Origin of the sequence: Geobacillus sp. Y412MC52 (genome assembly GCF_000174795.2) — a bacterium.
GTDB lineage: Bacteria > Bacillota > Bacilli > Bacillales > Anoxybacillaceae > Geobacillus > Geobacillus thermoleovorans.
In genome coordinates, this window is record NC_014915.1 from 2,004,419 (window position 1) to 2,026,033 (window position 21,615).

Below are 21,615 nucleotides of genomic sequence, written 5' to 3' on the forward strand. Positions count from 1 at the left end.
TCTTTCCGTACCGTTCGCCGTTGGCGTGAAAAAATCCTTCTGTTCCTTCCTTGGAAATGCTGTAGAAGGATTTTAACAGAAAATACGGCTCAACAATGGGATTTCTCAAATTGGAAAGCTCCATAAAATATGCGGTAAAAGTAAATAAGAAAGGGTGTCCCGATCCTTTTGGGACACCCTCACCTCTTTTACGCCAAAATCCCCTCAATTTTCTCCAACACATCTTCGCTGAGCACGACATCGACCGCTTTGACGTTCTCTTCGACTTGTTCCGGGCGGCTGGCGCCGATTAAGGCGCTGGCGACGTTCGGCTGGCGCAGCACCCAAGCGAGGGCAAGCTGGGACAACGTAATGCCAAGCTCAGCCGCGATTTTTTCGAGTTGTTCCACTTTCGTTAACACTTCGTCATTGAGCAATCCTTGGATAAACGTATTCGCTCTTGGATCAGCGGCGCGGCTGTCAGCCGGCAACGCTTGACCTCGTTTGTATTTGCCGGTCAGCACCCCTTGGGCGAGCGGCGAGAAGACGATTTGACTGATGCCGTTTTGTTCGCACACCGGGATGACTTCCTTTTCAATATAACGGTGAAACATGTTGTATTGCGGCTGATTGACGACGATCCGGTCGAGCAAGTAGCGGTCGGCCACGCCGAGCGCCTCTTGAATTTGCTGGGCCGTCCATTCGCTCACGCCGACATACAGCACTTTTCCTTGGCGGACGAGATCATCGATCGTACGCAACGTCTCATCGACCGGCGTTTCTTTGTCATAGCGGTGGCAGTAGTAGATATCGACATAATCCAGTTGCAGCCGCTTTAAGCTCGCATGGAGCTGCTCAAACACATGCTTGCGCGACAGGCCGCGGTCGTTCGGGCCGTCGCCCATCGGCCAAAACACTTTCGTCGCGATGACATACGATTCGCGCGGATATTTGCGCAGCGCCTCGCCGACGATTTTTTCCGCTTCCCCGCGCGCGTAGACGTTCGCTGTGTCAAACGAGTTGATGCCAAGTTCGTACGCCTTGTCAATGACGCGGATCGCGGTTTCTTTTTCCACTGAATTTCCATATGTAAGCCAGCTGCCTAAACTAATCTCACTGACTTTCAGCCCCGTGCGGCCGAGTTTTCGATACTTCACCTTCGCTCCCCTCTCCTTTTGACGGCAATCAATGCCAAATTCTTCATGTCCTCATTATAATCCTAGATCGCTGATTTGCAAAGAGATTTGCCTTACTATTCAAAAAATGACTTCCCCTTCTTTGCGTCCATCATCGTCTTTTTTCAATCGGTTCACAAAATTTTTGTAGATTTCCGTAGATTTTCGTAGATGCGCATTTACAATCAATTCAAAAAACATTCACAAATTTGTCACAAAGGAGGGGGGCTATTGATTTATTTCCACCAAGTCAACAAATACTACGGCGATTTTCATGTGTTGAAAGACATTAACTTGACGATCAACCAAGGGGAAGTCGTCGTCATCATCGGTCCATCCGGCTCGGGCAAAAGCACACTCGTGCGCTGCATCAACCGGCTCGAGACGATCTCAAGCGGCGAATTGATCGTCGACGGCATTAAAGTGAATGACAAACACATCAACATTAACGAACTGCGGCGCAATATCGGCATGGTGTTTCAACATTTCAACTTATACCCGCACATGACCGTCTTGCAAAACATCACGTTGGCGCCGCGCAAAGTGCTCGGCATGTCCGAAAAAGAAGCGAATGAAATCGCGATGTATTACTTGGAAAAAGTCGGCATTCCGGACAAAGCGAACGCCTATCCGTCCGCGCTGTCCGGCGGTCAGCAGCAGCGCGTCGCCATCGCCCGCGGATTGGCGATGAAACCGAAAATCATGCTGTTTGACGAGCCGACATCAGCACTTGACCCGGAAACGATCGGCGAAGTGCTCGATGTCATGAAGCAGCTGGCGAAAGAAGGGATGACGATGGTTGTCGTCACCCACGAGATGGGGTTTGCCCGCGAGGTGGCCGATCGCATCGTCTTTATGGATCAAGGGCGCATTTTAGAGGAAGCGCCGCCTGAGGAGTTTTTCGCGGCCCCGAAAGAAGAACGGGCGCGCGTCTTTTTAAGCCGCATTTTAAACCATTAATTCCGGTCAATCAAAGGGGGTTTTGTTCATGAGAAAGAAAGCATGGAAATGGTGGATCGCCGTCGCCTTGACGGCCTTATTGAGCGCTGTTGCTTTAACGGGCTGCAGCACAACGGACAAAGGAGAAGGCGGAACATCGTCAGAAACCGCCAAAGCGACCAATACGCTTGAAAAAATCAAGCAGCGCGGCAAACTCATCGTTGGCGTCAAATATGATTTGAACTTATTCGGGTTGAAAAACCCGGAAACCGGAAAAGTCGAAGGATTTGACATTGATATTGCCAAAGGGTTGGCGAAAAAAATTCTCGGCGATGAAAACAAAATTGAATTGAAAGAAGTGACGTCAAAAACGCGCATCCCGATGCTGAACAACGGGGAAATTGACGCCATTATCGCCACCATGACGATCACCGAGGAACGGAAAAAAGAAGTGGATTTCTCGGATGTGTACTTTATGGCCGGGCAATCGCTGCTCGTCAAAAAAGACAGCCCGATCAACAGCGTGAAAGACTTGAAAAAAGGCATGACCGTTCTGACAGCGAAAGGATCGACATCGGCGGAAAACATCCGCAAAGTCGCGCCGCAAGTCAACGTGCTTGAATTTGAAAACTACGCGGAAGCGTTTACCGCATTGAAAGCCGGCCAAGGCGACGCGCTGACCACTGATAACGCGCTGCTTTGGGGGATGGCCAAACAAGATCCGAACTATCGCGTCCTGGATGAAACGTTCACCGAAGAACCGTACGGCATCGCCGTCCGCAAAGGAGACAAAGAACTGCTGCAAGTCATCAACGAATACTTGAAAGAAATTAAAGAAAACGGCGAATACGATAAGATCTACGAAAAATGGATCGGCAAAAAGCCGCAACAATAACAGGCGAAACGGTGGGCGGAACATATCCGCCCACCTGTTTGCCCAAAGGACAGGCCATGAGTCAGCGAGGAAAGGAGGCGTTTAGCCTTGTTGCGCTATTCTATTTTAGTTGAACATTGGGATTTGTATATGCAAGGGTTTGGCCATACGATCAAGGCCAGCGTGCTGGCGCTGATCGGCAGCTTGGCCCTGGGGACCATCATCGCCATTTTCCGCATCGCGCCGATTCGCCCGCTCAATTGGGTCGGAACGGCGTACGTGGAATTTATCCGCAACATCCCGCTTGTGTTGATCGTCTTTGTTTTTTTTATGGGCTTGCCCGCCGTCGGCATCCGGTTTGACTCGTTTACCGCCGGAACGCTCGGACTGATGGTGTATACCGCTGCTTTTATCGCCGAAGCGATCCGCTCGGGCATTCAAGCCGTTCCGAAAGGACAAATGGAAGCGGCCCGTTCCTCCGGGTTGACCTACTTACAGGCGATGCGTTACGTCATCTTGCCGCAGGCGGTGAAAATCGTCATTCCGCCGCTTGGCAACCAGTTCATCAACTTGGTGAAAAACTCTTCGGTGCTTGGCGTCATCGCCGGATTGGATTTAATGTATTACGGCGACTTGATTTCCTCGAAAACGTTCGTCACCTTTGACGTTTATATTTTCGTCGCCTTGTTTTACCTCGTCTTAACGATCCCGCTCAGCCTTGGCGTCGGCTACTTAGAGCGCCGGTTGCTCAAGGCGCGGTAGGAAAGGAGGCCAAATGATGGATTTTGCCGGTGCTTACGCGCCCGCCCATTTGAAGTTTTTGCTTCAAGGGTTTCTCGTCACATTGGAAGTGGCGTTCATTTCGATTGTCTTGAGTTTTGTCTTTGGCATTATCATCGGGGTCATTCGCTATACGAAAATCCCGGTGCTTTCCCAATTGCTGGCCGTGCTGGTCGAAACGATCCGGAATTTGCCGCTGTTATTAATCATTTTCTTTACGTATTTCGCCCTTCCAGAAGTTGGATTAAAGCTTGATAAACTATATGCCGCCATTTCGGCCTTGGTCATTTTTGAATCGGCCATGTTGTCAGAAATCGTCCGCAGCGGCCTGCAGTCGATCGATAAAGGGCAAATCGAAGCGGCTCGCTCATCGGGGCTTACGTATGTGCAGACGCTATGGTACATCATTTTGCCGCAAGCATTGCGGCGCATGGTGCCGCCGATCGTCAGCCAGTTTATTTCCTTATTGAAAGATACGTCGCTCGCCATTGTCATTTCCTTGCCGGAATTGATGAACCATGCGCAAATCATTAACGGCCGCAACGTCAATTTTGTCATCCCGATCTTCATTCTTGTGGCGTTCATGTACTTTATCGTCAACTATTCGCTGTCGTTATTATCTCGCCGGTTGGAATACCGTCAGCGGTGATGGAACCGTATCCCCTTCTTCAGCCGGGGCATACGGTTTTTTTCTTGCCATCTCTTTTCGTTAAAAAAGATCCGTTGTTTTCGCTTCCCTGTTATATAATAGAATTATAGATTAGGCCATGACTTTCACAAAGGCGGTGACGTCCACTGTTCCAAACGAAAAAAGAACCGCTTTGGCTTCTTTTGCTTTTGCTTTCTGCTGCTGCGTTTCTAGGCGAAATGAAAATGAATCCGTTTGACAGCCCGTTTCGCGTCTCACTCGGCAGCGCCGTCTTTTTTCTCGGGCTTGTCGCCTTTACTTCCCTGCCCCCGCTCGTCATCGGCGCAAGCACCGGAGCGGTGGTCGTTGGGTTTCGCGTCTTTCTTGACTCATTGACGGGCGAAATGTCCGCTTCAGAAAGTGTGCTGACCCACATTCCGGCAGCCGGGTATTATATCAGCTTTTCAGCGATGGCGGCTGCCGTTCGTTTTCGCCATCGAATGGCCGCACCGATTCGAGCTGGAGTGGTTGGAGCGGCGCTCGACTTTTTTGCTAACGCCTGTGAACTAGGGATCCGGTATTGGATGGGCGAGCCGTTTGCCTTCAGCGGCCAAACAGTCATTGTCTTATGGTTATTCGCCATTTTGCGCAGTTTCTGCGTGATTGGCGTTTACAATATGTGGGTGACGAAGCATGTCCGCTCGCTCGCTGAAGCGAGAAAGCAAGAACTCGAGCGGCTCATTATGGTGAGCAGCGGATTATACGAAGAAATGTTTTACTTGCAAAAATCAATGGCTCTCATGGAAGACATGACGCGCCAAAGCTATGACCTTTACTCGCGGCTGATCGAAAGAAAACACGTTGAACCGCGCGTCGCCCTGGAGCTTGCCGAACATATTCACGAGACGAAAAAAGATATGCAACGCATTTTCGCCGGCCTTTCTAAGCTTATCGGCCGCCAATCGGTGCGCGGGCGCATTTCGATTGCCGAGCTGTGCGCCATGGTCATTCGCGCCAATGAAAAATACGCCAACTTATCCGGAAAAACGATCACATTTTCGTACAACGGCCATATCGATCTCATGACCGACCAACTGTATCCGCTTCTTTCCGTGCTTAACAACTTGGTATCGAACGCCGTCGAGGCGATTGAGAAAACGGGCGTCGTCACTTTGCATGCACGCCTTCGCGGAAACGAATTAATCATCGAAGTGGAGGATACCGGCCCCGGCATTGCGGCTGATGACATCGCCTGGATTTTTCAGCCCGGATTCACAACAAAATACGACCGCCAAGGCAATCCGTCAACAGGCATCGGTCTTACCCATGCACGCGATATCGCCCAAACACTTGGAGGGCATCTACAGCTCGTCAAAAGCGAGCCGGGGCAGACGGTGTTTCGTCTTGCCGTGCCGACAGCCCACCTCCTGCAAAGCACGTCGATCACAGCCGAAATGTCCGATCACGAGGCTGACCAGCAAGAAAATGCCGTGATGTAGGCAATGGCACCCATTCTGGAACTTCCAAAGAAAGGAGAGAACAAAGGGCATGGGGCTTCGCTTTTTTCTCATCGAAGACGATCCCGTCGTAAGAAAGATGTTGGAAAAGTTAATTGATGAATCCGAACTTGGCGAGGTGGTCGGCTGTGCGGAAGATGGACTGCACGTTCGCGCGGCCGACTTGCTTCACGTGGATGTGGTGCTCATTGACTTGTTAATGCCGGGGCGTGATGGCATTCAGACGATCAAAGCGTTGCGCCAGGAAGGATTTATGGGGACATTTATCATGATCTCGCAAGTGGAAAACAAAGAAATGATCGGCCAAGCCTATTTGCATGGCATTGACACGTACATTCAAAAACCGATCAACCGCTATGAAGTGCTGTCCGTGCTGAAACGCGTCGCCGATCACATGTCCGCCGTCCGCTCGCTCGAGTCGATCCGCCAAGTGCTCAAAGGGTTTGAGACGCAAACGGCCGATGCCGCCGTCTCCAAACCGTCCGCCATTGAGCAACAGGCCGAGCAGCTTCTGCTTCTTCTTGGTGTCGCCGGCGAAGCGGGCAGCGCGGATGTGCTTCTTGTTGTGCGCTGGTTGGCCGAGCAAGAAGCAAAAGGCCTTCCCGTCCGCGAACTGCCGCCGCTGAAAGAACTGTATGCAGAACTCGTCCAGCGGGAAGACGGCCTGTCCCCGACTGAAACGGCCAAGGAAGCGCGGGCGATGGAGCAGCGCATCCGCCGGCTCGTCTTGCAGGCGTTCACCCATCTTGCTTCCCTCGGCCTGACTGACTACACGAACCCGACGTTTGAGCATTTCGCACCTAGGCTGTTTGATTTCGGTGACATCCGTCGACGGATGAAAGAGCTCGAACGCGGCCAAGCTGAGACGGAATGCCGGATGAATGTGCGGAAGTTTTTAACGGCTTTTTTTCTCGAGCTGAAGCGCGTCTAAAACATGATGGCGCCGCCTTGAGAACGGCACCATCATTTTCCTTCGCCATACAAACGGCCAGCCGTTTCTCTCCTTGTTAGCAACGAATGAGACAAAATGGCCGGCCTCCGTGGACGTGCTGAAGCAGGGGCACATCTTCCTTAATCACCCTGCCGATGACATTGACTTTGTCATCAGCGGGAAGATCCGTTAAGGTGATTTGCAGTTCTCCAGCATAACGACCGTAGCGTTCGTTGTCAATCGTCACGCTTCCGGTCGGCCGCGGCGCCGGATCGATGGAATGCAATGCTTCCTGCGGCCATGCAAGGGTGCAGCGAGATTCAACTGAGCGAATCACATCACGGGCAGCGTCACGCCGATTCGTGTGCACTGTTTCGATAAGAGACAGCCAGCGGGCTGATACGATTGGCCGGTAGCGAATGGGAATGATTTCTTGCCGCACCCACTCCATTCGCCTAAGCACATCGTCCGACACCGATAAGTCTCCAACAAACACTTTTTCCACCTTATACGTTTTGATCGACTCGATATAGGCGTAGACCGGATCAGCTTCCCGATGATCCTCTAACGTTGGCAGCCCTTTGTAAAGCGGACCGCGCTTTTGGGCATTGCCAGGGACAAAGGTGCCGATTGATGCTATGCCGCATTGGCGCAACATTCGGTTTTGTTTCATGAGCGTGTCGCCCGAAAGACCAGTTTCCGGGCGCGGGTAAAAGTTATGCCATGCTTCCACACCCGCCCAGTCGATTTGTCGCGATGTCAACTCTTGAATTTCGCTTTCTGTGATCGTACTGGCGTTCAATACGACTTTCATCTGCTTCAAAAGCTGCACCGTTTCGTCCCACGAGAAGCCGTCGTCAAGCCGCAGCCCGACCATCCCCCACTCGTTGAGCGCCCTGGCAACGCCAACGCCGGTTGGCAAGTACGAAAGCACGGCGGGGGTGGCGTCTGCTACCACCCCCACCCCGTAGTGGCGGGCGAGCCGGCCGATCCATTTCAGCTTCTCTTGCTCGCCTAGTTCTTTTCCTTTCAAAAGGTGCAGCGAAGTAAACAGTTCCCTCGCTCCAAAACTCGCCGCTTTCCGAAACGCTTCCTCGATTTGTTCAAACGGTTGAAAAAGATAAAAGGAAAAGGAAAGCATCGCCATCCCTCTCTATATATTTTCTGCCATTTCCTCTTTAAACCCGAACCAATAGGTAAACAGGAACCCAAACGTGTAGGAAATGACCAATCCGACGAAATACGTCACATATTTCGCATCAGCAATGAGCGGAATCAATGACAGCCCAGACACGCCGATGCCGAGCGCCGCAGTCTTCATTACCGCCTGAAACGCGCCGCCGACCGCCGCACCGAGGCATGCGGTGACAAACGGCCGCCCTAGCGGCAGCGTCACCCCATAAAGAAGCGGCTCACCGATCCCTAAAAACCCGACTGGCAGCGCTCCTTTAATGATGTTGCGGAGTCTCTGATTTTTCGTCTTCACATAGACAGCGATCGCCGCCCCGACTTGCCCCGCTCCAGCCATCGCCAAAATAGGCAACAGCGGGGTGGAACCAAGTTTTTGAATCAGTTCCATATGAATTGGTGTCAGACCGTGATGCAGTCCAACCATGACAAGCGGCAAAAATGTTCCGGCTAACACCGCGCCGGCAATCACCCCACCCACATCGAGCACCGCTTTCAAGCTAGTTGTAATCGCCATCGACAGCCACCCCGCAATCGGCTGTACGGCGATCAAGGTAAATAGGCAGACGATAAGCACCGTAATCAACGGTGTCACAATGATATCGACCGTGTTTGGGACAAATTGGCGAACCCGTTTCTCGATGACCGCCATCAACCATGCTGCCAGCAAGACGGCAAACAGCCCTCCCCTCCCCGGCGTAAGCGCTTCCCCAAATAGCTTAACATCCGCCAGCGCTGGATTGAAGACGAGAATGCCGGCAATCGCTCCTAATACGGGAGTACCGCCGAACTCTTTGGCAGTATTGTATCCGACCAGCACACCAAGGGAAGCGAAAATGCCGCCGCCAATCAAAAGCAATAGCTGCAGCCACGTCGTCTGTGGATCAACGCCGGCGTTTTTGGCAAAGTTGGCAATCCCGTTAATGATCCCTGAAGCGACCAAACCAGGGATGAGCGGGATGAAGATGCTGCCGATTTTGCGCAGCAACCGCTTTAGCGGCGTTTGTTGGCGAGCTTTGACCTTCGCTTTCGTCCGCTCCACGATGTCCTCAAGCCCATCCTCGATCACTTCCCCAAGCTTCAAACCGGTCAGCCCGCATAACGCGGCCGCCACTTTGTTGACAACGCCAGGGCCGACGACGATTTGCAACGTTTCGTCTTCAATGACCCCTATGACCCCCTCGACCCGTTTCAGAGCGGCAATATCCGCCTGATCCAGATCGCGCAGCGATACGCGCACCCGCGTCATGCAGTGGGCAATGTGGGCGATATTCTCTTTCCCCCCTAAATGCGAAAGTATCATTGCCGCCAATTGTTGTTCCCGATCCATTCTCTCCTCTCCCCCTCTTATTGGTTAATCAAGCGCTTTGCGCACAAAACCGCCGGTTTTTTGCAACCGCGCTTTTGCCTCTTCATAGCTACATTGACGCAAAATCATGACGATCGCTGTTTTCACCTCCCCGTTTGCCTGTTCGTAATAGCGGGACGCTTCTTCGGCGTTCACTCCCGTCGCTTCCATCAAAATCCGCTTCGCTCGTTCTTTTAGCTTTTCGTTTGTCGCCTGCACATCGACCATCCAGTTGCCGTATACTTTGCCAATGCCAACCATCGAAGCGGTCGAAATCATGTTGAGCACCATTTTTTGCGCTGTTCCAGCCTTGAGGCGAGTCGAACCCGCCAGCACTTCCGGGCCGGTTTCAATCTCCACGGCCGCATCGGCGTATTGGCTAATTTCCGCTCCATGATTGCAGGCGATGCTTCCTGTTGCTGCTCCTCTTTTCTTAGCGTAGCGAAGCGCACTCACCACATACGGTGTCCGTCCGCTTGCCGCAATGCCGACGACTACATCGTTTGCCGTCAAGCCCACTGCCTCGAGATCGCGGACGGCCGCTTCTTCATCGTCTTCTGCTCCTTCAACTGCATTGGCCACCGCTTCCCGCCCCCCGGCGATCACCGCTTGCACCATCTTTGGATCAACACCGAACGTCGGCGGACATTCAACGGCATCAAGCAAACCAAGCCGGCCGCTTGTTCCCGCTCCAACATAAATAAGTTTTCCTCCTCTCTGAAACGCGGCAATGACAATATGTACAAGCTTCTCAATGGAATCCAGTTGTCTGGCCACCGCTGCCGCCACTGTCTGATCTTCTTCATTCATCGCTTGTAAAATTTCTTTCGTCGTCATTTCATCCAAATGTCTCGTTTTTTCATTGCCTTGTTCCGTAGTTAGACGTTCGAACAATCTTGTCACCTCTTTATCGAAATTAGAAATTATATTTCATATTTATATTATAAATTTATGAAATAAAATATCAATCTATTCTTTTTTTATTTTGAAACATTCCCACAAAAAAGCAAAGCGGGCTCGTCTCAAGCCCGCTTTATCTTCGCAACCGCACTACTTCTTCTCTTGTCTCGTGAAACCGTTCGATCACCCGGCTTCCCACACGATGGAACGTAATTAAATACAGCGCATCGATCACATTGAGCTGCACCATTCTTGATGCCATGCTACCAATGCGGTGGTCTTGCTCAACATCCGGCAGCGCCAATTTAATATCCGCTTCTTTATACAGCGGGGACGTTGGATCCAGCTTCGTGATGGCGATGACAGTGGCCTTCTGCTTTTTCGCGAATCGGGCGATCTCCAATACGTCCTTTGTCCTTCCCGACGTCGATACCGCTACAAACACATCTCCTTCGTTCAAATGGGCAGTCAATGGAAGCATTATATGGAAATCGAGCGACATCACCGCCATATAGCCAAGTTTCGTAAACTTATAACTGGCATCCATCGCTGCGGCCGCGGAGCCGCCGACTCCATAAAACAACAGCTTGTCGGCGTTGGCAATCGCCGCAGCCGCCTTCTCCAGCTCCCGCTTATCAAGCGTCGTGGTCGCCGCTTCAATCGCGGCCTTATTGACATACGTCACTTTCGTAAACAATTCATACGGGGAAACCGGTTTGTCAAGAATTGAAAAATCGTTAATGCTCATATCGGCCATTGTTAACTCGCGGACAAGCGCCAGTTTCAATCCGGGAAAACTGCCGATGCCGACTGCCTTGCAAAAACGAACGACGCTCGCTTCGCTTGTGTCAGCCGCCTGAGCCAGTTCTTTCGTCGTCATCGTTGGAACAAGCTCGGCATGGCGAAGAATATAGGCGGCCACTTTTTGTTCTGCCGGTGAGAACTGCTCGAGTTGCTGTTCGATTTTCGTTAAAATCCCTACTTCACTCACCTTCCATCCCTTCCTTTCCATCCGCCATTGCTATATTCATCTTATCACGGATCACCTTTGCGCTCCATGTTGCGAAAAAACTTGAACAAAAAATGTTTGAATTCGAGATATATATCTGCTATGATAGTGATGTGATCACTACGTGAATAAGAGGAGGAACACCGATGACAACATTCCAACTCGACAAAGCGCACAGCTCTATCGCCTTCCAAGTGAGACATATGATGATCTCCAAAGCGAAAGGGGAATTCACCAACTTTGACGTTGAGGTGCAAGGCGACATCAACGAACTCGAGTCGCTGAACGTGAAAGCGACGATCGACGCCGCCTCGATCGATACGAAAAACGCCGACCGCGACAATCATCTCCGCTCGGCCGACTTTTTCGATGTCGAGAACTATCCAACCATTACGTTTGTCAGTGAATCCGTGCGCAAGCTTTCCGACACGGAATATGAAGTGACCGGGAAGCTGACGATCCGCGGCGTGACGAGAACGGAAACGTTCAAAGTCGAGTACAACGGCCAAGTGAAAAACCCTCTCACCGGCGGCGCCTCGGTCGGTTTTGATGTCGAAGGAACGATCAACCGCGAAGACTACGGGTTGGTATGGAACGTCGCGCTCGAAACTGGCGGATTCCTCGTCGGGAAAGAAGTCAAAATCCTCGCGAGTTTTGAATTCTCTCTTAGCTGAACGACCAAGCAACAAGCCCTTAGCCATTTGCGAGGCTAAGGGCTTATTGCGCTTCATTGCGCCGTATACCCGCCATCGATCACGACCGCCTGGCCGGTGACGCCTTTGGCTTGTTCCCCCGCCAAAAAGAGAACGTAATGAGCCACCTCTTCAACCGATAGCAGCCGCCGCTGCGGCACGAACGGGTAAATCACTTCCTCCAGCACTTTCTCAAGCGGCACGTTTCTTGTCGCCGCCAAATCCGCGAGCTGGCCGCGCACGAGCTCGGTATCGACATAACCCGGGCAAAGGGCGTTCACCGTAATGCCGTATGGCGCCCCTTCTAACGCCGCCACCTTCGTTAAGCCGATCACCCCGTGCTTCGCGCTGTTGTACGCCGCTTTGCCGGCAAATCCGATCAATCCATTGATCGACGCCATGTTGATGATGCGGCCATATCGTTGCCTTTTCATAATGGGAAATGCATGCTTGATGGCTAAAAACGGGCCGATGAGCATGACGCGGATGAGCTGCTCAAACTTCTCGGTTGGAAACTCTTCAATGTTGGCGACATATTGCAAACCGGCGTTGTTCACGACAATATCAAGGCGCCCCCAACGGCTGACCGCTTCGTTGATCGCTTGCTTCACCTCTTGTTCAACCGTCACATCACATTTCACTCCGACCGCTTCATAGCCCAACTCCCGAAGCGATCGAGCAGCCTGCTCGACCTCTTCCTGGCGCAAATCAATGAGCACCACGTTTGCGCCATGTTCCGCCAGCGTTTTCGCCACTTCATAGCCGATTCCCCGCGCTGCGCCGGTGATGAGTGCTGTGCGATGTTCCATTATTCGTGTTCCCCCTGCTTCATCTGGTTATACACCTCATCATACTGCTTCGCCAAGTCAAAATCGAGCTTCGTCAGCCCTTTCGCCCGCCATGAGGACAGTTTCACTGTAATGAGCTTGTAGTCGATCGAAATGAACGGGTGGTGGTTTGTGTTTTCCGAAATCGCGGCGATTCGCCGAACGAACTCGATTCCTTGCAAGTAGTCTTGAAAACGGTATTTTTTCACAATCCACCGCTCATCGGCCAGCTTCCAGCCGTCCGCTTTTTCAAGCAGTGCTTGCACTTCCTCTTCCGTTAACCGCACCGTTATCCCTCACCCTCTATATTTTGAAATATGCCAGCCAGCGAAACCGTCAAATCAGCGAACAAAAACGAGACGAGCACATCGCCTTCGCCAAAGACGCTCCGCTTCTCATACCCTTTTTCGCCGCGGCCGTACACTTCCACCGTTCGATGCAGCGGATCCACGATCCAATATTCCTTGACGCCAAACTGTTCGTACAACATATACTTTTCGTTTCGATCTTTCAACGCTGTACTTGGCGAAAGCACTTCCACTACCAAGTCAGGCGGACCATCGCAGCCTCGGCTGCCAATTTGGCTTTGATTGCAAATGACGGAGATATCTGGTTGCACGACATGCTTCGCCTGTTCATAGTCCGCCTGCTCATCAAGGCGTACATCAAATGGCGCCATGACAACCGTGCATCCTTTTTCACGAAAAAATGCCCGCAAAGCGACATACAATTCACCGACGATAGACTGGTGGACAAATGAAGGGGCCGGTGCCATGTTGTAGGGCACGCCGTTGATCAGCTCCCACCGTCCGTCCCACTTGACATAATCTTGATACGTATACCGTTCCTTTTGCCGCTCGGTCGGCTTCACGTCCATTCCCCCATCCGCTTGCTTTGCCCCTATTATACCATCGGACATCCGCGGCCGTCATACAACTCAAGAGCTTGCTCCTCAAAAAAAAAAGAGCCATCCGATCGAGATGGCTTTTTCGCAAAATACTCGTTTTAAGGCCGCAAGCTCGCCAATTGCTCGGCAAGTCGCAAATAAAAGGCGCGAATATCAAATGACGGATTCGGGTCAACGCCGATGATTTCCAAATGGTCGACATTGTACGTTCCCATGTCATTCCAAACCCCTTTTTTCAACACCCCGTCATACGGTACGATCCGATCGCTTGATCCACGCTTTGGACCGTTCATGGAAACCGTATTGACAATGCCATCGTTTTCAAGCCAGCGGTCGTCAATGCCGAGCGTCGGATTGCGGTACGAACCGAGAAACGGAGCGCATACGACCGCGCTGAATGCATTCATTCCGAGTTCGGGATAATAGTTGCCTGTGAGCGCTCCGCGATACGTCCGTTCTGTGGCAAAGCTCAAATAATACGTATTCGGGCTTGCTTGCACCCATTGATTCAACTTCTCAGCTCCGGAAACGGATAAATCGTAGCGGGCGGTATCTGTGGACGTCCAAACAGGGGAGCGCTTGAGCCGTTCAAAATAATGGTCGAACGATTCACCCGGCTGGCGGCGCAGTCCCCATTGGTCGAGCTTAAAATCGTATACTTGACTCGTGTACGGCGCGTTGCTGGCGACAGCCGCCGCTTCCAACACCGCTTTTTGCAAGTCAAAAAAGCGATCGGTGAAATCAACCATGTTGACAAGCGTCGTCCCGTCATGAGGAGTGGCGATGGTCGTCACACTCAACACAAAATGATGTCCACCTTCAAACAACGGTGACAACGACACGTTGTGCGCCTTGGCGTACTCCCGCTCTTCTTGGCTTCCGTTCTCTAGGAGCGAGACAAGCATGCGGGCCGTCTGCCCCCCTTGGCTGTGGGCGATGATATGGATGCGGCCACCCCTTTTCAATTCCGGCAACAGGCCGGGATAAGTGCGGCCAAACCGCGCATGGCCGTGCTTTGCCGCATGGGCTGCCCCATAATCGACCGTCCCGCCGACAAGCTGAGCATACGCTTCACACGCCCGGTCCCAGTTGCTCGAGAGCGGTCCGACCGCCAGCGTATAAGTTCGATAACCGTTGTCGTTCAGCCATTGTTCGATATCGCCGCGCACGCCGCCCCAGTACTTGAACCCAAACATTTCTTCTCTTCCCCAGCCAGTAAAGCCATGGAGAAGTACAATCGGCGCATCGTTGGCGCGTGAAGCTGCCGCTTCAGCCCGCCCTCCCGGGACCGATAGGCCGAATACAAGCCATAATTCGAGCAACACAAACATAACCCGACAGCATTTCATCACGCTCTCCTTCTCCTCCCCTCGAATCGACTGAACCCCTTTATTCCGAATTACCTGAATATTCTATACTAAATAATCAGGCTATTCAATCCCGGCAATTGTCGGGTTTTCTGATGAGGGAAAGAGAAAAATGCACTTTTGTGCCGTCATATTTCGTTTCTCGCCGACAGCGAGAGGGTGATGCACTATGTCATGGCAGCGTTCCATCACCGCCTCGTACGGACGGTTGGCTAATCCACAAACGGTCCGAACTTTTGCTCGTAATGGGCGAGCGCCAACAGCGGAAAAATGTAGCGGTAGCCATGGTAATGGATGTAAAAGGCGCCGGCCATCCCTTGTCCGACCGGGTACGAGGCGGTCCAATCCGGGTGATGAAGCATACGGACTAGGGCGCGAACGCCGGCTTTCATTTCCGGGGTCGGCCGCTCGGCGGCAGCGATCAGTGCATCGAGCGCCCAAGCGGTATGGACGGGCGTGCTGGCGCCAAGCGGCACATACGTCTTGGCTCCGTCGCTTTTGCACGATTCACCCCAGCCGCCGTCATCGTTTTGGATGCTCAACAACCAACGGACCGCTTTTTGCATCGCCGGGTGATCGATTGGAACGCCGACGGCTGAGAGCCCGGTCACCGCCGCCCATGTGCCGTACACATAGCAAATCCCCCAGCGCCCATACCACGAACCGTCGGCTTCCTGATGGTCAAGCAGCCAGTCGATGGCGCGGGCGATGGCGGAGTGGTCTTTCGTTAATCCAGCGAACGTTCCGAAATATTCGAGCGTCCGTCCGGTCAAATCGGCTGTTGACGGATCCATCAATAAAAACTCCGCCCCTTCGATCGGCAAATACCGCCAAAACCGTTTGCCTACGTTCTTTTCAAACGCCGCAAACCCGCCGTCATCGTTTTGCATCGAAAACAGCCATCGATTCGCCCGGTCCCATGCATGGCGAAACGCCGTCTCTTTCGCTGCCGCCCGGCGGATGGCGCGCAGCGCGGCCGTTGTATCGTCGACGTCCGGATTCATCGTATTCACATCGGAAAATCCCCAGCCGCCCGGTACGCCGTACGGGTTGTGCACCGCCCAGTCGCCGTAGCGAATGTGCTGGCGCGACAACAAATAGCGGTTCGCTTTCTCAATCGTCCGGTCGGTCGGCGGCACGCCCGCTTCCTGCAGCGCATAGCTCGCCAACGCCGTATTCCAGACGGAAGCGGTTGTATATTGCATATGCGTATGCCCATCGATTTCGGTTCGCAGTGAGCGCAAACCGCGAACAGCCCGGGCGATATGCGGGTCGTCTTTTGGATAACCAAGCGCCAGCAGCGCAAAAATCAACAAAAACGTCGAGCTGAAATAGCTGTACAGCGTTCCGTCCGGCTCGATATGCTCCAACATATAGCGGACGGCGCGCTGTTCGGCGGCACGATGCAGCCAAGCGGGAAGTCCGGTGAGCGACCGCTTCACGTACGACCATAGCGCCTCGGTGTCCGGCAGCCGCCAATCATTGCGGGAAGCGGCCAAATCGGAAAGATCCGGACTGTTGTCCGTTTTCCGGCTGTAGCGGCGCTCCGCGACGACAAGAAGCGGGACCATGTTCGCCCTTCCGTATACAGATAGGTCATACATATTGAGCGGAAACGACGGGGGGAGAAGGAAAAAGACAAGCGGCAGCGGAAACCGTCTTGGCCACGAGTGCTGTCCGGTCAATGCGAGCATCACTTTCGTAAACAAGTGGACGCGTTCTAAACCGCCCACTTCCAAAATGCGCGCTTTCGCCTTTTGCATATGCGAATCGGTTTTTTTTCGATATCCAGAGTAAAGCAAGGCATAATACGCCTCAACTGTCGCTGTCACATTGCCATCGCCTTCATCGGCAAACAGCTTCCACGCCCCGTTCGCGTCCTGCCGGCTTTCGATCCGCTCGACGAGCGCCTGGATCAACGGTTCATCATGTATTCCGAGCGTCCGCAGTAAAATGATCATATAGGCATCGGTGGAAATGCCGGTTTCAAACGGAAACCGCCACGATCCGTCGACGCTTTGCGACCGTTTGAGCGCATCGATGAGCGCACTTCGTTCATCAGCCACCATTCATCGCCTTCCTTTTTAAAATCCCTTTTCCTTCCATTAAATTTATTCAACTGGCAAGCTAGCGATGCGCCAAAAAAGGGGGATTCTCATGCGCTGCCTAAAACCGAAGACGTCATCCCTTCCGTTGTCTCTTTTGGACGTATATCGGGAATTGAAGAGAAAGCAAAAACAAAACAACGCGCCCATATCGGAATGCGACTTAACCGCCAAAGAGCGGCAGCTCATCCGCCGCATCCAGGCGGTGACGGCGGAACAAAACGAAAACAATGTCACCCGGACAGCGACCTATCTCGATTTTTACTTGCGCCATCGCGAAATTCATTGGGCATTTTTAGGGCATATGGTGTCGCGCAACGGCGGCTGGAATATGACCGACTTAAAAGGGGAACTGCTCATGAGGCTGCTCTCGGAAGACGAGCGGCAGTCGTTTTTCGCCTTTTTGGAGCGCGGCAATTGGCTCATTTTCCAAGACATTTATCCGCAGTTTTTGTTGTATGAGGAAAGCAAAAAGCGGGGAGAGCCGTTATTTTATTTATTGCCATGGCTTGGCGTCTCGACGTTTATGGAAACGATATGGAACCATTTTTGGCGCCACGGCGACCCGTACACGTTGGCAATTGCCCTAGTCATTAACGAACAAAGTTATTTGGAGCAACGGGTCATTCAACATCCCGCATTTCGGCAAACGGTCTTTCAGACGATGGAGTTCAAGCTGCAGAAGCTGCTCCATTTAAATCACATTTTGTTCCCGTATGACGACGGCCGGGGCGGCACCTCCTTGATTGGCCAAACACTCCATCAATTTGAGTCGCTCCATGAACGTATTTTGCTCGGCAAACGGCTGTACGCCATTTTGTTCGATGACAGTGAAACGCTGGAAAAAATCGTTCATTGGGCGTCAAGCCATCCGCATACCGGCTCGCGCAAAGACTATTGGGCGCATTTGTTTAACGACGTGTGCGAGTCGTTCCCAAGGGAGCCGTACCGCCGCCGCATCCGCGATTGCCGAATCGTTCCCGGCGCCCCGCGCCTATACAGCCCGCAGCTTCGTCACGCGTGGAAAAACGTCGTCCATGAATCGGCTGAACCCGGCGACTGGTTTACTACCCCACATGTTGTCCGCTATCTTGTGAAAATGGAACAATCAGTGAATGGGGAGATTGTCGATGCCTATTGTGAAACGCTCGAAAAAATGGAGCTGGCGATCATCGCCAAAAACGCCTTCTTTCACGCGCGCTAGCCGCCGCGCCTACATGGCTTCAGCGCTGCTCGCGTCTTGGGCGGGTACGTATTTGGATTTTGTGGGAAAAGGGCTGTATACGTTCCCGAATCGACCCTTTCCTTCTGTCTTTTCGATCGATATTTTTCTTTACAGACCTGCGAGCGAGAAAGCCCACTCCTTGAGGGGTGGGATGAAAGCGAGCCGTTTTCTGAATATTGAATGATTCTGAAAAAAATGGTATCCTGAAATCGCCACAAGGAGGTGAATCCATGCCCACGATCACACTAAGGCTGGAGCTGCACAACCCAACGAAAGTCAAACAAGACATGTACGAACGGATGACAGAAGTGAATAACCGCGTTTGCGAATTGGCTGTTGAATCATCCCAAGCTGAATCAAGCAACGAGCAAAATTTTTAAGGAGTTTTCGCCGCAGCGGTTTCCTTCCGCCGTCGTGAATCAAACGATTCGAGAAGTGAAGTCCCAAAAGAAAAACCAGAAAACAAAGAAGTTTCGAACATTATGGTGTTGCTTTAACAATCAAAACGTGAAGGTGGAAAAGAAAGGATCGTTCTACACGGTTTCCTTCCCCACACTGGAGAAGCGAATTGGCGTGCCGGTCGTCACGCACCTCTATCAAGAAGCGTGGCTGAATCGGCTGCTCGATGGAACCGTCAAACAAGGGGCGGCCAAGCTCTACAAAAAGAGAAAGAAATGGTACTTGGCTATTGCGATCACATTTGAAGTGGAGCCGCGGCACGAAACAAAGGTGATGGGGGTTGACCTTGGGCTTCGCTATATCGCCGTGGCCAGCGTGGGAACGAAATCGTTGTTTTTCAAAGGGAGCCAATGCGCCTTCATTCGCCGACGATATGCGGCTTTGCGGCGAACGTTGGGCCAAGCGAAGAAGCTCCATATGATTCGCAAAATCGGCCGCAAAGAGTCCCGCTGGATGAAGGATCAAAATCACAAAATCAGCCGTCAAATCGTGAATTTTGCGCTCGCCAACGGTGTTGGCGTGATTCGGATGGAAGCGTTGACGGGGATTCGCAAGCGGGCAAAATCGGCCAAAGAAGCCGGTCGAAGCCTTCATTCATGGGCGTTTCATCAACTGCAAACGATGATTGCCTATAAAGCGGAAATGGCGGGCATTCGGGTGGAGTGGGTGAAGCCGACCTACACGAGCCAAACATGCCGATGTGGGCATCGAGAGAAAGCGAACCGAAACGGCATCCGCTTCCGATGCAAAAAGTGCGGATACACCATCCACGCCGACTTGAACGGAGCCATCAACATCGCCAAAGCGATTTCGGGCTTCGCCTCCTAACCTAGCGCACTGGTCACAGGTGCGCCGCCCATCGGGGTACATCTTAACCCGATGGGACGGGGTGATGACACACCCCTGATCTTGGACGTGGTCCGAACCAGAAATGGATGAGGACGCAAACGACCCAAGAATCCCACGCCCTTTAGGCGTGTGGAGTGTCAATTGTTCATCCAGTTTGGCCATAACGATGAAAAGGTGAACGACCCGGCGCGCCACACCGAGCCGTTCACCACCTATCAGGCGTATTTGAAACAGTATATTGACGGCGCCCGCGCCAAAGGGGCGACTCCTGTCCTCATCACTCCGGTCGAGCGGCGGCGCTTTTCCGCCGACGGGCAGGCGCTCGATTCCCACGGGCTTTATCCTGCCGCCATGAAAGCGCTGGCGAAACAAGAACACGTGCCGGTTATCGATTTGACGGCGAAAAGCAAACAGCGGTTTGAACAGCTCGGTCCGGAGCGGACGAAACGGTGGTTTTTATGGCTCGCACCGGGCGAACACCCCAATTACCCGGACGGCATCAGCGACAACACCCACTTTCACCGGCGGGGGGCGAAGGAAATCGCCCGGCTCGTCGTGGAAGGAATTGTCGAACTCAACCTTCCTCTTCGCCGCCACCTCATCCGTTCACCGGAACGGGAACATGCGCCAAGCCGCTAAACCGGCTGAGCCCTGTCCCTCCGCCGCAGCAGATCCATCGCCCACCCGCGAAACGATGGCGCCGGCAACGCCTTTCTTTGGTCTGCTGCCCATGCCCGTCCGATCCCGGATGAACAGTCTTTTTGGCCCTCGCCGGACGCCGCTGCCCGCCTCCCGTTGTCTATCGGGCGCTGCCGGCAAACGGCGCCTGACTGCCCGACGACAAATGATAGGTTTTGTCCAGCAGGCGATGGTACATAGACGCGAGCACTTGTTGAAACAGCATGCCGAGTACGACCGGCACGCTGACGGCCGGCGGAAAATACGTCATCGCGAGCACCGCGCCGGCGCTGATGTTGCGCATCCCGCCGGTAAACGTCAGCGCAATGATGTCCGGCGGGGCAAATTTCAGCCAGCGGGCCGCCATCCAAGAAAGGAAATAACCGGAGCCCGCAATCACGAAGACGAGAAACGCCATGAAAACCAAGCGGGCGTCAGCATGGCCAAAATACGGAGCGACAACCGCGCTATTGATCATGACAACAAGGACAAGCGCCAGTTTGGAAAATGGCGCCAATCCCCCCGCCAGCCGTTCATTCGCGCGGCCGGACAACCGCTCGCTGACCAACATCCCGCCGAGCGACGGCAAAATGATCATAAAAAACAACCCGAGCACCATTTGCCAAACATCGATCTCAACCGCGCTTCCCGCAAACAACAGCAACGTCAGCGGCACAACGGCCGGCGACAAAAACGTATCTATCAAAATGACAGAAAGGGCGAGCGCCAAGTTTCCCCGTCCGATCGACACCCAGATGAAGCTCGTCACCCCGGTCGGAATGGCCGTTGCCAACACAAATCCGATCACCGTCAACCGATCGTGGCCGAAAAACAAATGCCCAAGCCCAAACGCCCAAAGCGGGATGACGAGGTGAAGCAAACATAACGCTGCGGCAATCGGGCCGGGATGGATGAATGCCTGTTTCAAATCAGCCAACCGCAGCCGCAAACTGCCGCTAAACGTCATAAACGCAAACAGCCACGGCACAAGCGCCGCATAGCCGCGCAACTCCTCAGACAGCCATAAGCCTGCCGCCACACTCGCCGGCGTGAGAAACGGGAGCGTCTTCTCAAGCCGGCGGTTGATCGTTTGCCACATCGGTTTCATCTCCCCATCTCGCCTTCAAGGGCGCGTTCGCATTTCCTATGCCTACATTTTTCTATTATACACCGCGGCCGCACATGGGGGCGACACATTTTCAAAAAACCGACGGACAATGGACCAACCGACCAGCGTC

19 protein-coding genes and 2 pseudogenes are annotated in these 21,615 nt (G+C 53.0%); 10 read left to right on the forward strand and 11 right to left on the reverse strand.

Annotation, left to right across the window (positions count from 1 at the left end; genetic code table 11):
- Positions 1 to 188: 188 nt before the first annotated feature.
- Positions 189 to 1,136 carry an aldo/keto reductase family protein gene (locus tag GYMC52_RS09820; RefSeq protein ID WP_013523972.1) on the reverse strand — a complete coding sequence of 316 codons (948 nt, stop codon included), beginning with the start codon at positions 1,134 to 1,136 and terminating at the stop codon, positions 189 to 191.
- 249 nt (positions 1,137 to 1,385) lie between these two features.
- Between GYMC52_RS09820 and GYMC52_RS09825 the strand changes: the two genes are divergently transcribed.
- The 6 genes from GYMC52_RS09825 (at position 1,386) to GYMC52_RS09850 (ending at position 6,823) form a co-directional block, all read left to right on the forward strand.
- On the forward strand, positions 1,386 to 2,114 hold the full coding sequence (locus GYMC52_RS09825; protein WP_013145090.1) for an amino acid ABC transporter ATP-binding protein: 729 nt from the start codon (positions 1,386 to 1,388) through the stop codon (positions 2,112 to 2,114).
- 28 nt (positions 2,115 to 2,142) lie between these two features.
- The gene (locus GYMC52_RS09830; RefSeq protein ID WP_011231463.1) at positions 2,143 to 2,988 is read left to right on the forward strand and encodes a glutamate ABC transporter substrate-binding protein; all 846 of its coding nucleotides are present in this window, start codon (positions 2,143 to 2,145) and stop codon (positions 2,986 to 2,988) included.
- 87 nt (positions 2,989 to 3,075) lie between these two features.
- Entirely contained in the window at positions 3,076 to 3,729 is a 654-nt protein-coding gene (locus tag GYMC52_RS09835; RefSeq protein WP_011231464.1) for an amino acid ABC transporter permease, read from the forward strand.
- Positions 3,730 to 3,745: 16 nt separating this feature from the next.
- Entirely contained in the window at positions 3,746 to 4,396 is a 651-nt protein-coding gene (locus tag GYMC52_RS09840) for an amino acid ABC transporter permease (RefSeq protein ID WP_013145089.1), read from the forward strand.
- Between the two features lie 224 nt (positions 4,397 to 4,620).
- Entirely contained in the window at positions 4,621 to 5,874 is a 1,254-nt protein-coding gene (locus GYMC52_RS09845) for a sensor histidine kinase (protein WP_064502510.1), read from the forward strand.
- 49 nt (positions 5,875 to 5,923) lie between these two features.
- Positions 5,924 to 6,823: a response regulator gene (locus tag GYMC52_RS09850; protein ID WP_013523974.1), complete on the forward strand. Its 900-nt coding sequence runs from the start codon at positions 5,924 to 5,926 to the stop codon at positions 6,821 to 6,823.
- 76 nt (positions 6,824 to 6,899) lie between these two features.
- On the opposite strand, the gene GYMC52_RS09855 is transcribed toward GYMC52_RS09850, so the two are convergent.
- The 4 genes from GYMC52_RS09855 to GYMC52_RS09870 all read right to left on the reverse strand — a co-directional run bounded on the left by GYMC52_RS09855 (position 6,900) and on the right by GYMC52_RS09870 (position 11,250).
- The gene (locus tag GYMC52_RS09855) at positions 6,900 to 7,964 is read right to left on the reverse strand and encodes a MupG family TIM beta-alpha barrel fold protein (protein WP_013523975.1); all 1,065 of its coding nucleotides are present in this window, start codon (positions 7,962 to 7,964) and stop codon (positions 6,900 to 6,902) included.
- A gap of 12 nt (positions 7,965 to 7,976) precedes the next feature.
- The gene (locus GYMC52_RS09860) at positions 7,977 to 9,341 is read right to left on the reverse strand and encodes a PTS transporter subunit EIIC (RefSeq protein WP_013523976.1); all 1,365 of its coding nucleotides are present in this window, start codon (positions 9,339 to 9,341) and stop codon (positions 7,977 to 7,979) included.
- A 24-nt stretch (positions 9,342 to 9,365) separates the two neighbouring features.
- A complete protein-coding gene (gene murQ, locus GYMC52_RS09865) occupies positions 9,366 to 10,253 on the reverse strand; it encodes an N-acetylmuramic acid 6-phosphate etherase (RefSeq protein WP_013523977.1) in 888 nt (295 codons plus the stop codon).
- Between the two features lie 139 nt (positions 10,254 to 10,392).
- Positions 10,393 to 11,250 carry a MurR/RpiR family transcriptional regulator gene (locus tag GYMC52_RS09870; protein ID WP_013523978.1) on the reverse strand — a complete coding sequence of 286 codons (858 nt, stop codon included), beginning with the start codon at positions 11,248 to 11,250 and terminating at the stop codon, positions 10,393 to 10,395.
- 164 nt (positions 11,251 to 11,414) lie between these two features.
- On the opposite strand from GYMC52_RS09870, the gene GYMC52_RS09875 reads away from it, so the two are divergent.
- Positions 11,415 to 11,942, forward strand: a complete 528-nt coding sequence (locus tag GYMC52_RS09875; protein ID WP_013523979.1) for a YceI family protein — start codon at positions 11,415 to 11,417, stop codon at positions 11,940 to 11,942.
- A gap of 53 nt (positions 11,943 to 11,995) precedes the next feature.
- On the opposite strand, the gene GYMC52_RS09880 is transcribed toward GYMC52_RS09875, so the two are convergent.
- The 5 genes from GYMC52_RS09880 to shc form a co-directional block, all read right to left on the reverse strand.
- On the reverse strand, positions 11,996 to 12,769 hold the full coding sequence (locus GYMC52_RS09880; protein WP_013523980.1) for a 3-hydroxybutyrate dehydrogenase: 774 nt from the start codon (positions 12,767 to 12,769) through the stop codon (positions 11,996 to 11,998).
- Positions 12,769 to 13,074: a 4a-hydroxytetrahydrobiopterin dehydratase gene (locus GYMC52_RS09885; protein WP_013523981.1), complete on the reverse strand. Its 306-nt coding sequence runs from the start codon at positions 13,072 to 13,074 to the stop codon at positions 12,769 to 12,771. Before GYMC52_RS09885 ends, GYMC52_RS09880 begins: the two co-directional genes overlap by 1 nt.
- A gap of 2 nt (positions 13,075 to 13,076) precedes the next feature.
- Positions 13,077 to 13,664, reverse strand: coding sequence for a Uma2 family endonuclease (locus GYMC52_RS09890; RefSeq protein ID WP_013523982.1), 588 nt, complete (start codon positions 13,662 to 13,664; stop codon positions 13,077 to 13,079).
- Between the two features lie 128 nt (positions 13,665 to 13,792).
- Positions 13,793 to 15,043, reverse strand: coding sequence for an esterase/lipase family protein (locus GYMC52_RS09895; RefSeq protein WP_013523983.1), 1,251 nt, complete (start codon positions 15,041 to 15,043; stop codon positions 13,793 to 13,795).
- 230 nt (positions 15,044 to 15,273) lie between these two features.
- Positions 15,274 to 17,130, reverse strand: coding sequence for a squalene--hopene cyclase (gene shc / locus GYMC52_RS09900; RefSeq protein ID WP_013523984.1), 1,857 nt, complete (start codon positions 17,128 to 17,130; stop codon positions 15,274 to 15,276).
- Positions 17,131 to 17,218: 88 nt separating this feature from the next.
- Here shc and GYMC52_RS09905 point away from each other — a divergent pair, with 88 nt between their 5' ends.
- The 3 genes and pseudogenes from GYMC52_RS09905 to GYMC52_RS09915 all read left to right on the forward strand — a co-directional run.
- Positions 17,219 to 18,370, forward strand: coding sequence for a DUF2515 domain-containing protein (locus tag GYMC52_RS09905; protein WP_013523985.1), 1,152 nt, complete (start codon positions 17,219 to 17,221; stop codon positions 18,368 to 18,370).
- Between the two features lie 251 nt (positions 18,371 to 18,621).
- A pseudogene (locus tag GYMC52_RS09910) lies at positions 18,622 to 19,678 on the forward strand (RNA-guided endonuclease TnpB family protein).
- Positions 19,679 to 19,840: 162 nt separating this feature from the next.
- Positions 19,841 to 20,338, forward strand: a pseudogene (locus GYMC52_RS09915) (rhamnogalacturonan acetylesterase); the annotation flags it as partial.
- A 160-nt stretch (positions 20,339 to 20,498) separates the two neighbouring features.
- Here GYMC52_RS09915 and GYMC52_RS09920 read toward each other — a convergent pair.
- Positions 20,499 to 21,476: a bile acid:sodium symporter family protein gene (locus GYMC52_RS09920; protein WP_013523986.1), complete on the reverse strand. Its 978-nt coding sequence runs from the start codon at positions 21,474 to 21,476 to the stop codon at positions 20,499 to 20,501.
- Positions 21,477 to 21,615: the final 139 nt, after the last annotated feature.

Excerpts from the sequence above, each read along its gene's own strand:
- GYMC52_RS09830 (WP_011231463.1), top strand. The coding sequence starts at position 2,143 with ATGAGAAAGAAAGCATGGAAATGGTGGATCGCCGTCGCCTTGACGGCC.
- GYMC52_RS09840 (WP_013145089.1), top strand. The coding sequence starts at position 3,746 with ATGGATTTTGCCGGTGCTTACGCGCCCGCCCATTTGAAGTTTTTGCTT.
- GYMC52_RS09845 (WP_064502510.1), top strand. The coding sequence starts at position 4,621 with ATGAATCCGTTTGACAGCCCGTTTCGCGTCTCACTCGGCAGCGCCGTC.
- GYMC52_RS09850 (WP_013523974.1), top strand. The coding sequence starts at position 5,924 with ATGGGGCTTCGCTTTTTTCTCATCGAAGACGATCCCGTCGTAAGAAAG.
- GYMC52_RS09855 (WP_013523975.1), bottom strand. The coding sequence starts at position 7,964 with ATGCTTTCCTTTTCCTTTTATCTTTTTCAACCGTTTGAACAAATCGAG.
- GYMC52_RS09860 (WP_013523976.1), bottom strand. The coding sequence starts at position 9,341 with ATGGATCGGGAACAACAATTGGCGGCAATGATACTTTCGCATTTAGGG.
- GYMC52_RS09875 (WP_013523979.1), top strand. The coding sequence starts at position 11,415 with ATGACAACATTCCAACTCGACAAAGCGCACAGCTCTATCGCCTTCCAA.
- GYMC52_RS09880 (WP_013523980.1), bottom strand. The coding sequence starts at position 12,769 with ATGGAACATCGCACAGCACTCATCACCGGCGCAGCGCGGGGAATCGGC.
- GYMC52_RS09890 (WP_013523982.1), bottom strand. The coding sequence starts at position 13,664 with ATGGACGTGAAGCCGACCGAGCGGCAAAAGGAACGGTATACGTATCAA.
- GYMC52_RS09895 (WP_013523983.1), bottom strand. The coding sequence starts at position 15,043 with ATGAAATGCTGTCGGGTTATGTTTGTGTTGCTCGAATTATGGCTTGTA.
- shc (WP_013523984.1), bottom strand. The coding sequence starts at position 17,130 with ATGGTGGCTGATGAACGAAGTGCGCTCATCGATGCGCTCAAACGGTCG.
- GYMC52_RS09905 (WP_013523985.1), top strand. The coding sequence starts at position 17,219 with ATGCGCTGCCTAAAACCGAAGACGTCATCCCTTCCGTTGTCTCTTTTG.
- GYMC52_RS09920 (WP_013523986.1), bottom strand. The coding sequence starts at position 21,476 with ATGTGGCAAACGATCAACCGCCGGCTTGAGAAGACGCTCCCGTTTCTC.